Raw genomic sequence first — 13,981 nt, forward strand, 5'->3', positions numbered from 1 at the left:
GTCAGACGTTCGCGGCCGCCCGGGGCAGCCAGTCGAGGAGGATCCGAGTGACCTGCTCGGGCGCCTCCTCCGGCAGGTAGTGGCCGGCGCCGTCGATCACCTCGAAGCGGAAGTCGCGGGCGAGGGCCACCGCATCGGCGTCGGCGAGCTCGTGCCGCATCAGGCCGTCCCGCGTGCCGTGCACCTGCAGGGCGGGTACCTCGACGGGGCGGCGCAGCGCCGCGAGGTAGCGACGGCCCGTGGGGCGGGGGCTGGACCGGACGGTCCAGCGGACCGCCTCCATCGCGGTGTGCGCGGCGAACGGGATGCGCATGACGGCCCGGTAGCGCTCGACGACGTCGGGCTCGAAAGGTGTCGCAGCGCCGGTCGCCAGGACGCGGTCGACGAGGTCCGAGCCGATCAGGGCCCGCTCCGGCAGGGTCGGCAGCTGGTAGAACGCGAGGTGGCGCAGGCCCTGGGGCGTGAGCAGAGCCCGCGCGGGGGCCCGCCTGCGCGCCGGGTGCGGCGCGGCGAACGCCGCGACACCGGCCGTGACCGAGGGTGCGAGCGCAGCCATCGCCCAGGCGAGGGCGCCGCCCTGCCCGTGACCCACGACCACGGCTCGTTCCCGGCCGAGCGAACGGATCACACCGGCCACGTCGCGGGCGCGGGTCGGCGCGTCGTAGCCCGACGGCGGCTTGTCCGACGCGCCCGTGCCCCGCAGGTCCATCGCCGCGACGCGGTACCCGGCGTCGGCGAGCGCGGCGACCTGGTCGCGCCAGGCCCACCAGAACTGGGGAAATCCGTGCAGCAGCAGCACGAGCGGCGCGGTGCGCTCCTCGGGTCCGGCCAGGGCGACGTGGAAGCGGGCCCCGTTCGCGGGCACGAACTCGTGCCGCCACGGCCCCTCGACCAGCGCGGAGGTGTAGTCGCTCGTCCCGGTGGACGCGACGGGGGGCCGGGCCGGCGCGAGGCGCTGGGCCGGTCCGGCCCCGGTCGCGTCGCTGTGAAGTGCCGTCACGGGACGAACCTATGCGCCAACAGGCCCGGACCGCGACCCAGGCGCGCCGAACGAGGCCCGGCGTGGTGAACGGAGGCCTCGCCGCGCGGACGCGCAGGTCGCGGTCAGCGGCCCGCCTGGGCTGCTCGGCGGGCGTCGCCGGCCCCGGACACCGGGCCCGACGCCGGTCGCGCGGCTGAGCTGTGCGACCCGCCGGCCGTCGTCGTCCGGGTGACGGGCGCCGCCGGAGCGGTCGTCCCTGCGGACCGGACCGGGCCCACGCCCGCGGACGGCGCGGGCGCCACGTCGTCGGACAGGCGCTGCTCCTTGGGCGGGTCGAAGCGGTAGCCGACGTTGCGGACGGTGCCGATGAGCTGCTCGTGCTCGGGCCCGAGCTTGGCGCGCAGGCGCCGCACGTGGACGTCAACGGTGCGGGTGCCCCCGTAGTAGTCGTAGCCCCAGACCTCCTGCAGGAGCTGGGCGCGCGTGAAGACGCGGCCCGGGTGCTGCACGAGGTACTTGAGGAGCTCGAACTCCTTGTACGTCAGGTCGATGGGGCGGCCGCGCAGACGGGCGGTGTAGCCGCCGGCGTCGATCGCGAGGTCGCCGGCGGAGATCTCCTGCTGGTTGTCCTCGGCGGGCCCGCGGGCCGACCGCTCGATGACCAGTCGCAGACGCGCCTCGACCTCCGCGGGGGAGGCGGTCTCGAGGAGCAGGTCGTCGGCGCCCCACTCGTGCGTGACGACCGTCAGGCCGCCCTCGGTGAGGACGAGGACCAGCGGCACCGTCAGGCCTGTGGCGTGCAGCAGGCGACAGGTGGTCCGTGCGGCGACCAGGTCCCGACGGGCATCCAGCAGCACGACGTCCGCATCCGGGGCGTCGACCAAGGCCGACGGCTCCATCGGGAGCACCCTGACGCGGTGGGACAGCAGACCCAGTGCCGGAAGGACCTCGGCGGACCCCCCGGTCGCCGGAGTAAGGATCAACAGCTCAGCCATACTCGACGCACCTCCTCTCGGACCGGCGTCTTGCAACCGTCCCGCCTCGACAACGTACTCGCGAGAGCGACGTCGCCCCGTAGCCATGTGGCTGCGGGAAGTCTGCCTTGTTGCTTGTTGCGTGCATGTTACACGTCCTTTTCCCACACACCACGATGCAGGTCACAAGCCGTGACGCGCCGGTGACGCACCCATGACGCTCGGGTGACATGGCCCCGTCTGCGACGTCACCGGGCGATCTGGGAGACTCGGGGCGTGTCAGTCTCCTCCCGTGCCGTCGCGACCGCCGTGCTGTCCGCGGGAGTCGCCGCCGCGGCCTCCGTCGGGATCCTGCCCCTCGCCGGCGCAGCGGTCGTCCTGGCCGTCCTGATCGCTCTCGGCTGGGCCGGCCTGCTGCGCCTGCCCGCGCCCGGCGGGACCATGCTCGTGGTGATGCTGTCCGGGATCGGATCGGTCGCCGTGGCGTACGCGACGAACGGTGAGCCCGTCCTGCGGTACCTGCCGCTCGTCCTCGCCGGGTCCATGGTGCTCGCCTTCCTCGCCGAGATGATGCGGCGCGACGGACGGGTGCGGCTCGTCGAATCCGTCTCGGGCACCGTGGCCGGGTCGGTCGTGGCGCTCGCCTGCGCCGGCTGGGTGGCGGCCGGGCGGACCGAGGGGTCGGCCGACCTCGTCGTGACGAGCGCGTTCGCCCTGGCGGTCGCAGCGGCTGTGTCGGCGCTGCCGCTGCGGGGTTGGCGCGCGCTCGCGGCGGCCGTCGGCGGCGCCGTCCTCGGTGGCGGCATCGTGGGCACCCTGCTCGTCGACACCGTGACCGGGCTGTGGTGCGGGCTCGTGGCCGGGCTGGTCGTGGGCGCGCTGCACCTGCTGTTCGAGCGGTTGCCGGCCCTGCGGCAGCGGCTCCCCGGGCTCTCGGCGAGCGCCGTCCCGGTGGCGATCGGGGGGATCCTCGTGTTCGTGGTGGGGCGGCTCGTCATCGTCTGAGCCGGAGCGGAACTGCAGGCTCGGGCGAGCGAAGGGATCGTCTGACGTCTTCACGAGGCGGTTGTCTCGTTGTCGGATCTCAGTGCGTGGGACACTGGGAATGCGGCGTGACGCGCCGCCTGTTGGCGGGGTATGACGTACCCGGACAGCGCGGGTGACGACGACGGGGGATGCGCATGACGGTGCAGCTTGCGACGCTCGGCGCACTCCTGGTGCTCACCGCGGCGATCGGCCTGTGGTGGTCCGCCCGGCAGGGTGCGGTCCGCGCGCCGGCCCGCGGCGCGGCCGCCGAGGGCGGGCTCGACTGGGCCGAGTACGGCGTGGCCCTCGGGTCGCGCACCACCTTCGTGCAGTTCTCCGCCGAGGTGTGCGCCCCGTGCCGCGCCACCGCGCGGGTGCTCGGCGAGCTCGCCTCCGCCCACCCGGGCGTGACGCACCGCGAGCTGGACGTCGACGAGAACCTGGGCCTCGTGCGCGAGCTCAGCGTCCTGCGGACGCCCACGGTGCTCGTGCTCGACCCGAGCGGGCGAGAGGTCGCGCGCCTCAGCGGCGCCGTGTCACGGACGCAGGCCCGCGAGGCGCTCGCGGCGGGCGAGCGCGGCGCTCCGGCCCCGCACGGCGTGCCTGAGCCCGGCGTGGCGAACCACACTGTGACGAACAACGAGAGGCGAGCATGACGACGTCGGGCATCGATCCTCGCGGGCCGCGCTTCGGCGCCGGCGTGACCGCGGTGCTGCTGGCAGTGGTGGTCCTGCTCGGGCCGGGGGTCCCCGGACTGGTGGTGCTGACCGTGGTGGCCCTGAGCTTCCTCCTCGGGACGCTCCGCGGTGCCGAGGGCACGTGGCAGGGCGCGCTGTTCAAGAGGCTCGTGCGCCCGCGGCTGGCGTCGCCCGCCGAGCTGGAAGACCGGCGCCCGCCGCGGTTCGCGCAGGGTGTGGGGCTCGTCGTGACGGGCGTCGGCGTCGTGCTCGGCCTGGCCGGCGTGGCCGTCGCTGTGCCGGTCGCGGCCGCGGTGGCGTTCGTCGCCGCAGCGCTCAACGCGGCCGTCGGGCTGTGCCTCGGCTGCGAGATGTACCTGCTGCTGCGTCGCCTGCGCCCGGCCTCCGCGGGATAGGCGCGGCGAGCACCCGCGTCAGTAGACGAGCGCCTGGGCGCCGTCCGCCAGGATCTCCTCGACGAACAGCGCGGACCCCGCCACCCGGACGCCCGGCAGCACGTCGTCCTCGGTGATGCCGCGGCGGGCCGCGCACTGCGTGCACAGCGTGACGGTGCCGGCCTCGAGGACCGACGCGAGGAGGTCGGGAAGCGGGGCGGCGTGCTCGAGCACGAGGTCGGCCGCGCGGTCCGGGAGCGCGAACCACGCGGACTCACCCGTGAGCCACAGGCTCACCTCCGCACCGGAGGCGACGGCCGCCGCCGCGACGGTGAACGCCTGGTTCGTCGCCTCGGGCCGGTCGAGGCCCGCAGTGGTCTTGATCACGAGGGTTCGCGGAGCGTCGGACATGGCCTGAGAGTAAGCGCCGGACGTTAGGATCGTCAGCATGTATCAGGGTCTCGAAGCTGTCTTCATCGGCCTCCTCATCGCCGCGGTGGTCACCATCACGTGGTTCGCCGGGTACGTCGTCTACAAGCTGTTCTCTGGCCAGCGCTGATGGCGTTCTCCTTCCCGGAGGGCTTGGCGCCGGAGGTGTACCCGCTTGCCTGGCTCGTGGGTCACTGGCGCGGGGAGGGTGTCATCGACTACCCCGGCATCGACAAGCGGACCTTCGTCCAGCACCTCGTGTTCGACCACGACGGCGGTCCGTACCTGCGCTTCGAGTCCACGCTGCGCGTGCTCGACTCGGTCGTGCCCGACGCGCTGCCCGCCGAGGGTGAGTGGCCGGAGCGCGTCGCCGACCCCGCCGAGGGCGAGGCGCCGGCGAAGGCGACCGGGACGCCGTCGGGCGATGCCGGGACCGTGTGGTCCACCGAGACCGGCTACTGGCGCGTGTCGACGGATCGCCCGGAGGGGCTCGAGGACGCCAAGCACGCGCTGGAGGTGCTCGTCAGCGACGCGTCGGGCCGCCTGAGCCTGTACCTCGGTGCGGTCGGCAACGGGCGCATCGACCTCGCGACCGACTTCATCGCGCGCACGTCGACGGCGACCGAGGTCAGCGCGTCGAAGCGGCTGTACGGCCTGGTCGAGGGGCGCCTGCTCTGGGTCGAGGAGCTCGCGGCGTTCGGCGAGCCGCTGCGCTCCTACGCCTCCGCCGAGCTGGACCGGCTGTAACTCACCGCGGCCCCGGGGAATGGCCCCGGAGCCGCCGACGCTGCACCGGAGGTGAACATGGACGTCAGCCCTCTCCTGAACCGTCATGGCGCCGTGGCCGCCACCGGCCCCGACGCCGGCGTCGCCTGGCACTACGGCGACCCCGTCGCCGAACAGCGCGCCCTCGTGCGCGGCGGCGCGGTGGTCGACCAGTCGCACCTCGGGGTGGTCCGCGTCGCGGGGCCGGACCGGCTGAGCTGGCTGCACTCCATCACGTCGCAGGACCTCGCGGACCTCGCGCCGCGCACCTCCACCGAGCTGCTCGTGCTGTCGCCGCAGGGCCACGTGGAGCACGCCGCCGGCGTGGTCGACGACGGCGAGGCGACCTGGCTGATCACGGAGCGGTCGCACGCGCCTGCGCTGGCCGCGTGGCTCGACCGCATGAAGTTCATGCTGCGCGTCGAGATCGCCGACGTGACCGGCGAGTGGGCCGCGCTGGGCGAGGCCGTCGACGCCGAGGGCGCCGAGGGCGAGCCCGTCACCTGGCGCGACGCCTGGCCGCACGTGACCGGCGGCGGCACCCGCTACGGCGCGCCCGAGTCGGAGCATCCCGGGGCGGAGCGGCCCTGGCGGCTCGTGCTCGTCCCGCGTGCCACGCTCGACGCCGAGGTCGCCGCCCGGGAGGCCGCCGGCTGGCGTCTGGCCGGCACCTGGGCGACGGAGGCGCTGCGCATCGAGGCGTGGCGGCCCCGCCTGGGCCGCGAGGTCGACGACCGGACCATCCCGCACGAGCTCGACTGGCTGCGTACCTCGGTCCACCTGCACAAGGGCTGCTACCGCGGCCAGGAGACCATCGCGCGCGTGCACAACCTCGGCCGGCCGCCGCGGCGTCTGGTGATGCTGCACCTCGACGGATCGGGCCACCTGCTCCCCGAGCTGGGGGCGGAGGTGCGGCTGCGGGCGGAGGACGGCCAGGCGTGGGGCAAGGTCGTGGGCGTCCTCACGTCCGTGGCGCGCCACCACGAGCTCGGGCCGATCGGCCTCGCCGTGGTCAAGCGCAACGTCCCGGAGGACGCGGAGCTGCTCGTCCTGTCCGACGTCGGCGGGTCACCCCTCGAGGTGGCGGCGGCGCAGGAGGTGGTCGTGCCGGGCGACGGCGTCTCCGCCGACCGGCCGGAGTCGCACGGACCGCTCACGCGGGGGCTGCGCGGCCCCGGCAGCCTGATCTGACCGCATGAGCGCGCTGCCCGGTCCGGCGGACGAGGTCGTACGCCGGGCGATGCGCTCGCTGGTGCTGCGTACGCGGCTGCGCCAGGGCTGGACGCGGTCGAAGACGGGTCTGGTGCCGATCGGGCAGGCGGCGCTCGCCGCGGGGCTGGCCTACGCGTTCGCGCGGCAGGTGCTCGGGCACGAGATGCCGTTCTTCGCCCCCGTCGCGGCGTGGCTCTGCCTCGGCTTCACGGCGCACCGGGACGTGCGGCGCATCGCGGAGCTCGCGGTGGGAGTGGCCGTGGGTGTCGGGATGGGCGACCTCGTGGTGACCCTCATCGGCTCCGGCTGGTGGCAGCTCACGGTGGTGCTGTTCTTCTCCGCGATGCTTGCGCGGTTCATCGACCGCGGTGCCCTGCTCGTCACGCAGGCCGGCGCCCAGGCGATCATCGTGGTGGGCCTGCCGGCCGTCTCCGGCGGGCCGCTCGGCCGGTGGACCGACGCCCTCGTGGGCGGGGCGGTCGCGCTGCTCATCGCTGTGCTCACCCCAGGCGACACGCGCCGCCGCCCGCGGGCCCTGGGGGAGCGGGCGCTCACCGAGCTCGCCGAGACGCTCGAGACCCTCGGCCGCGGCCTGCGGGTCCGCGACCCCGAGGAGGTCACCGCGTCGCTCGTGCGCGGCCGCGCGTCCGAGCCCGTCCTGGACGAGTGGCTCACCGCGGCGCAGGGGGCTCGCGAGCTGGCGCGGGTGTCGGTCGGGCGCGTGCACCGGGCGGAGCTCGCACGCCTCGAGGCCCAGGCCGTCCTCGCCGACCGTGCCATGCGGTCCGTGCGCGTGCTCTCGCGGCGCGCCCACCCCGTGGTCCTTGCCGGGACGCACGACCTCGGCGAGGTCGCCGACCTGGTGGTGCGCCACGCGGCCGGCGTGCGGCTGCTCGCCTCCGCCGTCGCGGCCGGGGGCGACCTGTCCGCGGCCCGCCGGCTGCTCGCCGAGGCGGCGTCCCTCGCAGACCCGCGCCAGGTGGGCGCGGGCGACTGGCAGGTGCAGTCGCTCGTCATGCTCCTGCGGTCGCCGCTGGTCGACGGGCTGGAGGCCGCGGGTGCCTCGCCCGAGGAGGCCCGGGCGGCACTCCCGGAGCTGTAGCCGGGTGGGTCGCCGGGCGACGCGTCCGGTGGCACCGGCCGTGCGTCAGGCCCGTGCCGTAGGCTCTGAGCCGTGTTCGCCTTCGGTGCCCTCCAGCAGTTCGTCTTCCTGGTGCTCGCCATCGTCGTGTTCGCCGCGCAGGCGGTCTCGCTGATCGATGCGGCGCGTCGTCCCGCGCGCGGCTACACGGCGGAGGGCAAGCTGACCAAGACGATCTGGCTGCTGATCCTCGGCGTCGCCGCCGTCTTCGGTCTCCTCGGCCTCCCGCCGGCGAGCATCACGTCGTACTCGTTCCTCAACGTCCTGGCCGTCGTGCCGGCGATCATCTACTGGGTGGACGTCCGGCCGCGTCTGCTGCCCTATGGCACGGGCGGCAGGGGTGGTCCGCGCGGCCCGCAGGGCGGATGGTGACGGTCGTGCCAGAGGTGTCCGGTCCGGCGTCGGGCACGGTGCTCGACGGCGCGGCGCCGCTCGCCGAGGTGGTGCGCGGCGACCTCGTCGAGTCCGTGCACCTGGGGCACCTCGTCGTGCTGGACCCGGAGGGTGAACCCCTCCTGACCGTCGGGAACCCGGACGTGGTGATCTGGCCCCGCTCGTCCGTGAAGCCGTTGCAGCTCGTCGCGATGCTGCGGGCGGGCCTGAACCTGCCGGACCGGCTGCTCGCCCTCGCGGCGGCCAGCCACAACGGCGAGGTGATCCACCTGGAGGGCGTGCGCGAGATCCTCGCCTCCGTCGGCCTGACGACCGAGCTCCTGCGCAACACCCCGGACATGCCGCTGTACCCGCCGGCCGCGTTCGCGTGGCAGCTCGCCGGGCACCTCGAGGCCGGCGAGGCGGCCGGTCCGGCGTCGATCACGCAGAACTGCTCGGGCAAGCACGCGGCGATGCTCGCGACGTGCATGGTCGCGGGCTGGCCCGTCGACGGGTATCTCGATCCCGCCCACCCGTTGCAGCAGACGATCGCCGCGACGCTCCTCGAGCTCACCGGCGACGCGCCCGAGGCCATGCACGTCACCGTCGACGGGTGCGGCGCGCCGCTGTTCTCGACGTCGCTGCGCGGCCTCGCGCGCGCGTTCGCGTACGTGGCGTCCGCGCCGGCCCAGGATCCGTCGTCGTACGAGGCGCGCGCCGCCCGGGCGATCGCCGCCTACCCCGAGATGGTCGGCGGGACCGACCGTGACGTCACGCTCGCGATGCAGTCCGTCCCCGGTCTCGTCGCCAAGGACGGCGCGGACGGCGTCTACGCCGCCGGCCTGCCCGACGGTTCCGCGCTCGCGTTCAAGGTGCTCGACGGCGACCAGCGGCCCCGCCCCGGCGTTCTCGCCGCGGCGCTGCGGGCGGCGGGTGCGTCGCGCGCGCCGGGCGTGTATCCGGGCGGCCTCGACGCGCTCGCGCGGGTGCCCGTGCTCGGCGGTGGCCGGCCCGTCGGCGAGGTGCGGCCCGTGTTCGCGCTGCCCGACGCCGAGCCGGCCACGGCCTCCCACGGCGCCGGCGAACCCGCCGACCGCCGGTGAGGGCCGTCGTCCAGCGCGTGACGCGGGCCAGCGTCACCGTCGACGGCGAGGTCGTCGGCAGCATCGGCCGGCCGGGCCTGGTCGCGCTCGTCGGCGTCACGCATGACGACGGCGTCGAGCAGGCCGGCGTGATCGCGCGCAAGATCGCCGAGCTCCGGATCCTGCGCGACGAGCGGTCCGCGCTCGACGAGGGCGCACCGGTGCTCGTCGTCAGCCAGTTCACGCTGTACGGCGACGCCCGCAAGGGTCGGCGGCCCACGTGGAACGCCGCCGCGCCGGGTCCGGTCGCCGAGCCCCTGGTCGACGCCGTCGTCGCCGGCCTGCGAGGCAGGGGGCTCGAGGTGGCGACCGGACGGTTCGGCGCCGACATGGCGGTCGAGCTCGTCAACGACGGCCCGGTGACGATCCTCCTGGAAGCCTGAGCCGCGCGGTCGCCCGGGTAGCGCGCCGAGGGGCTTGCGGTCCGGGGCGTCGTGCGGGATATCGTGCACGGGCGCGACCGCCGTCGAGGAGGAACGAGCCGTCCGCAGGCACTACCTGGTACGCAGCGCCGCGCGCCCTGGCAGGCCACGCCGCGAAACGGACATTTGCCAACACATGTGATGCGTTGGAAACGTTCGCTCAGGATACTTGCGAGCACCTTGAACGAATCTCGGGAGGATCGACGATGACTGCCCCGCAGAGCGTCGGCGCGCAGGCGCGCTCGTCAGAGCGTCTCGTCGCCACCGGCCCGCTCGCGGTGCTCGTCCGTGAGCAACGGCACCCCGTCGCTCCCCACGTCGCGGCCGAGCTGGCGCGCCTCGTCACGGCGGACCCGGACTGCCTGCTCCAGACGGCCGCCGCGCTGACGCCCGAGCAGCTCGCGGGCACCGCGATGCTGCCGGACCCGCTCCCCGCCGTGGCCGCTGTCCGGGAGGCGGTGGGCCCCCTCGACCTGGACGACGTCGGCCGCCGGATCCTGCTGGTCGCGTCCGTCGCGGTGGTCGACCGCACGGACGTCGTCCTCGCCGCCGCCGGGGCGGACCTCGGCGCCCTGCTCTCCGGCCCGGCCGCACGGCACCTGGAGCTCGCGGCGGGCCGCTTCCGGTTCGTCGACCCGCGGGTGCGTTCGGTGCTGCACGACGCCGCCGACCTCGCCGCCCGGACCGCCGCCCACCAGGGGCTCGCCCGCGCGCACCGCGCGTCCGGGGAGCACGCGATCGCCCTGTGGCACATCGCGCTCAGCACGATCGCCGGGGACCCCCTGCTCGCGGACGGCCTGGTCGAGCTGGCGCTGCAGCACCTCCAGCGGGGCGACACCCGCCGGGCCCACGAGGTCGCGCGCGAGGCCGCGAGCCACGGCACGGGAACGGTGCGCGCCCGCGCGTTCCACGTGGCCGGCCGGGCCGCCCTCTGGGGCGGCCATGTCCACGACGCCCTCGTCGCGCTCCGGCGCGCGGCCGACCGCACCAGCCGGATCGCCCGCGCCGGTGGCGGGAGCGGCCCGGCCGTCGCCGCCGGGCACGACGCCCGCCCCCTCGCTGCCGCGCTGGCCCTGCTCGACGGCCGCGGCCCCGAGGTCCTCGCTGCCGCCGAGCTGGCCGCCGACCGGTACGCCCTCGTCGCGGCAGGCCGTGCCCTGAGCCTCGCGCACGACGCCCCGGCCGACGCGCGCGGCGTCCTCGCCCGGGCGGTGGCCGACCTGACCCCCGCGCGCGGACCGGGCTGCTGGTTCGACGGCCCGGACGTCGCCCTGACACCGCTCGCGGAGGCGCACCTGCGGGTGGCGCAGGTGCTGCTCGCCGTGCGCAAGGGCGACATGGGGGGCGCGCAGGCGGTCCTCGAGGCGGCGGCCGCCCGGCTGCCGGTGGGGCTCGTCCTCGGCGGGCTCGGGGTGGCGCTGGCCCGCCGGGTCGACCTGGTCCGCGACGGCGACGTCGGCACCGTCGCGACGGCGCTCGAGGCGGCCGCACCGACGAGGCTCGTGCGGCCGGTCCGCGCCGCGATCCTCGGCGACCGGGCCCTGACCGCCGCCTACGAGGGCAGGTTCGCCCAGGCCGCGACGCTGCTCGGACTCGCGGCGGAGCGTGGCGGTGAGCACCTGCGCCGGCTCTGGCTCCCGACGCCGGACCCGGTCGAGCTCTACGTGCTCGCGCGGCAGCCAGAGGCGGCCTGGCTGACGCTCGCGCGTCTGCGCCGGACGCTCGGCGACCTCCTCGCGGGCACACCGCCCGACGACGGAGCACACCTCCTGCAGCCGGCGCGGACGAGGCAGGGCGCGCTGCGCCGCACGCTCGACGTCGCCCGGGCGGAGCTGGCGCTGGCAGACGCGGCGGGCGTGGCCGACGCCTGCGAGCGGGCTGTCCGCGTGTCGATCGACGTGGGCTCGACCTTCGAGCGCGGCCTGACCGAGCTGGTCGCGGGCCGGACGTACGCGCGGCTCGGAGCGGGGGAGGTGGCCGCGGCGCACCTCTTGGCGGCGCAGGAGCTGCTGGACGAGTCGGGTGCCCGGGTCTGGGTCGCGACGGCGGGGCGTGCGCTGGCTCAGGCGCACAACCCGGCCGGGGCGCGACCGGCCGACGCGGCGCGCCCGGGTGACCCGGCCGGCGTCGGGCTCGGGCCGTGCGCGTCCTGGGCGCCGCTCCTGACCGAGCGCGAGCTGGACGTGGCCCGCCTCGTCGTCGACGGCAGGTCGAACCGCGAGGTGGCCGAGAAGCTGTACGTGTCGGTGCGGACCGTCGAGGTTCACCTCGGGCGGGTCTTCCGCAAGCTCGGCGTGCGCTCCCGCACGGAGCTGGTGGTCCTCGCGTTGCGCGCGGCGTGAATATCCTCAACGATGCGGCTCGCGTCCGCCTACGGGACAACCCGTACATGAGGATCGCGTGATGCGTCGTTCATGTGGGGATCACTGATTCATTAGAAAGGAACCCCTCCTTACTTTCGTCTCGGAGAAGAAGTCCCCTCGACGAAAGGGAACGACATGTACGGAACGCACACACCGGCGTCGGACGGCGACGCCGGTCCCACGACAGGGCGCACGCGCCCCTGGGCGGGCCTCGCGGCCGGCCTGACCTCTCTTGCCGTGGCGGGCGCCGCGGTGCTCGCCGGGGTGGCGGCCTCCTCGGCGAACGCCGCCGAGACCGAGACCGTGGCCGCGGCCGCCGGCGGCGACAGCGCCATCAACGGGTTCCGCAACGTCGCCTACTTCGCCCAGTGGGGCGTCTACGGGCGCGGCTACACAGTCAAGGACATCGAGGACTCCGGGGTCGCCGACAACCTGACGCACATCAACTACTCGTTCGGCAACATCCACCACGAGACGCTCGAGTGCTTCATCGCGAACAAGGCACAGGGCGAAGGCCCGAACGGGTCCGACGGCGCAGGCGACGCCTGGGCCGACTTCGGGATGGGCTACACGGCGGCCACCTCGGTGTCCGGGGTCGCCGACACGTGGGACCAGCCGCTCGCGGGTTCGTTCAACCAGCTCAAGCAGCTGAAGGCAGAGCACCCGGACCTCAAGGTCATGCTGTCGATCGGCGGCTGGACCTGGTCCAAGAACTTCTCGCGTGCGGCGGCCACGGCCGCGTCGCGACAGAACTTCGTCGAGTCGTGCATCGACCTCTACATCAAGGGCAACCTGCCGGTGATCGACGGCCGCGGCGGCACCGGTACGGCCGCGGGCGTGTTCGACGGCATCGACATCGACTGGGAGTGGCCCGGCTCGCTCAACGGCGCGGAGGGCAACTATGTCGACACGGTCAACGACCGCGCGAACTTCAGGCTGCTTCTCGCGGAGTTCCGCCGTCAGCTCGACCAGTACGGCGCGACGACCGGGAAGGACTACCTGCTCTCCGCGTTCCTCCCGGCCAACCCGGCGGACATCACCGCCGGCGGCTGGAACGACCCCGCGAACTTCCAGTCCCTCGACTACGGCAACGTCCAGGGCTACGACCTGCACGGCGCCTGGGCCCCGACGCTGACCGGTCACCAGGGCAACCTGTACGACGACCCGGCCGACCCTCGGGCCGCCGACAAGCGGTTCAGCGTCGACAAGGCGATCAACGCGTACGTCAACAACGGCGTGAACCCTGCGCAGCTCGGCCTCGGCCTGGCCATGTACGGCCGCGGCTGGACCGGCGCGACGTCGTCGGCCGCCTGGGGCACGGCTACCGGCGCCGCCCCCGGCACCTGGGAGGCTGGCAACGAGGACTACGACCTGCTCAAGACACGCGGCTCCGACTACTTCGACGCGACCGTCGGCGCGGCCTGGCGCCACGACGGTACGCAGTGGTGGAGCTACGACAACGCCCGCTCCGTGCAGCAGAAGGCGGACTACATCCGTTCACGCGGCCTCGGCGGCGGCATGTGGTGGGAGCTGTCGGGAGACGAGTCCGGCGAGCTCGTGCGGGCCCTCATGGGCAAGCTCGGGACGGGCACGCCCGGCCCGGTGACCGGTGGCGGTGGCGGCACGACGCCGACGCCGACCCCCACCGGCACGCCGACGCCGACGCCGACGCCGACACCCACGCCGACACCGACGGGCGGCTGCACGGCGGCCGCGTGGAGCGCGACGGCTGTCTACACGGGCGGCACGTTCGCGTCGTACAACGGGCGCACGTGGAAGGCGCAGTGGTGGACGCAGGGCGAGACGCCCGGCACGGCTGCGGTGTGGCTGGACCAGGGCGCCTGCTCGGGCGCGACGCCCACCCCGACCCCGACGCCCACCCCGACGCCGACGGGGACCTGCCCGGCCGCGTGGAGCTCGACGGCCGTCTACACGCTGGACAACCTCGTGAGCTACGCCGGCCACAGGTGGCGGGCCAAGTGGTGGACGCAGGGCGACGTCCCCGGCGCCGAGCAGTGGGGCCCGTGGGAGGACCAGGGCGCCTGCTGACGCGGTGACGCCGAGGTGGTTCGCGAAGCAGG

General features: G+C 74.8%; 13 protein-coding genes and 1 pseudogene. 11 read left to right on the plus strand and 3 right to left on the minus strand.

What is annotated here, in order from left to right; genetic code table 11:
* Position 1 precedes the first annotated feature (1 nt).
* Entirely contained in the window at positions 2-895 is an 894-nt protein-coding gene (locus L1785_RS13995) for an alpha/beta fold hydrolase (RefSeq protein ID WP_236089922.1), read from the minus strand.
* Between the two features lie 368 nt (positions 896-1,263).
* A pseudogene (locus L1785_RS14000) lies at positions 1,264-1,977 on the minus strand (winged helix-turn-helix transcriptional regulator); the annotation flags it as partial.
* Between the two features lie 255 nt (positions 1,978-2,232).
* Here L1785_RS14000 and L1785_RS14005 point away from each other — a divergent pair.
* From L1785_RS14005 to L1785_RS14015, 3 genes are all read left to right on the plus strand, one after another.
* Entirely contained in the window at positions 2,233-2,961 is a 729-nt protein-coding gene (locus L1785_RS14005) for a hypothetical protein (protein ID WP_236089890.1), read from the plus strand.
* Positions 2,962-3,137: 176 nt separating this feature from the next.
* Complete coding sequence (locus L1785_RS14010) at positions 3,138-3,638, plus strand: thioredoxin family protein (RefSeq protein ID WP_236089891.1); 501 nt, start codon at positions 3,138-3,140, stop codon at positions 3,636-3,638.
* On the plus strand, positions 3,635-4,075 hold the full coding sequence (locus L1785_RS14015; protein WP_236089892.1) for a DUF4395 domain-containing protein: 441 nt from the start codon (positions 3,635-3,637) through the stop codon (positions 4,073-4,075). Before L1785_RS14010 ends, L1785_RS14015 begins: the two co-directional genes overlap by 4 nt.
* An 18-nt stretch (positions 4,076-4,093) precedes the next feature.
* On the opposite strand, the gene L1785_RS14020 is transcribed toward L1785_RS14015, so the two are convergent.
* The gene (locus L1785_RS14020; protein WP_236089893.1) at positions 4,094-4,465 is read right to left on the minus strand and encodes a DsrE family protein; all 372 of its coding nucleotides are present in this window, start codon (positions 4,463-4,465) and stop codon (positions 4,094-4,096) included.
* Between the two features lie 147 nt (positions 4,466-4,612).
* Here L1785_RS14020 and L1785_RS14025 point away from each other — a divergent pair, with 147 nt between their 5' ends.
* From L1785_RS14025 to L1785_RS14060, 8 genes are all read left to right on the plus strand, one after another.
* Positions 4,613-5,230 carry a heme-binding beta-barrel domain-containing protein gene (locus tag L1785_RS14025; protein WP_236089894.1) on the plus strand — a complete coding sequence of 206 codons (618 nt, stop codon included), beginning with the start codon at positions 4,613-4,615 and terminating at the stop codon, positions 5,228-5,230.
* A 57-nt stretch (positions 5,231-5,287) separates the two neighbouring features.
* The gene (gene ygfZ / locus L1785_RS14030) at positions 5,288-6,439 is read left to right on the plus strand and encodes a CAF17-like 4Fe-4S cluster assembly/insertion protein YgfZ (RefSeq protein ID WP_236089895.1); all 1,152 of its coding nucleotides are present in this window, start codon (positions 5,288-5,290) and stop codon (positions 6,437-6,439) included.
* 4 nt (positions 6,440-6,443) lie between these two features.
* Positions 6,444-7,562 carry an FUSC family protein gene (locus L1785_RS14035; RefSeq protein WP_236089896.1) on the plus strand — a complete coding sequence of 373 codons (1,119 nt, stop codon included), beginning with the start codon at positions 6,444-6,446 and terminating at the stop codon, positions 7,560-7,562.
* 72 nt (positions 7,563-7,634) lie between these two features.
* A complete protein-coding gene (locus L1785_RS14040; RefSeq protein WP_236089897.1) occupies positions 7,635-7,973 on the plus strand; it encodes a DUF2516 family protein in 339 nt (112 codons plus the stop codon).
* Entirely contained in the window at positions 7,967-9,076 is a 1,110-nt protein-coding gene (locus tag L1785_RS14045; RefSeq protein WP_236089898.1) for an asparaginase, read from the plus strand. Before L1785_RS14040 ends, L1785_RS14045 begins: the two co-directional genes overlap by 7 nt.
* Entirely contained in the window at positions 9,073-9,498 is a 426-nt protein-coding gene (gene dtd / locus L1785_RS14050) for a D-aminoacyl-tRNA deacylase (protein ID WP_236089899.1), read from the plus strand. The genes L1785_RS14045 and dtd overlap by 4 nt, the downstream gene beginning before the upstream one ends.
* 245 nt (positions 9,499-9,743) lie before the next feature.
* Complete coding sequence (locus tag L1785_RS14055; RefSeq protein WP_236089900.1) at positions 9,744-11,879, plus strand: helix-turn-helix transcriptional regulator; 2,136 nt, start codon at positions 9,744-9,746, stop codon at positions 11,877-11,879.
* 156 nt (positions 11,880-12,035) lie between these two features.
* Positions 12,036-13,949 carry a glycosyl hydrolase family 18 protein gene (locus tag L1785_RS14060; RefSeq protein WP_236089901.1) on the plus strand — a complete coding sequence of 638 codons (1,914 nt, stop codon included), beginning with the start codon at positions 12,036-12,038 and terminating at the stop codon, positions 13,947-13,949.
* Positions 13,950-13,981: the final 32 nt, after the last annotated feature.

Source organism: Antribacter soli (assembly GCF_021568775.1).
Taxonomy (GTDB): domain Bacteria; phylum Actinomycetota; class Actinomycetes; order Actinomycetales; family Cellulomonadaceae; genus Antribacter; species Antribacter soli.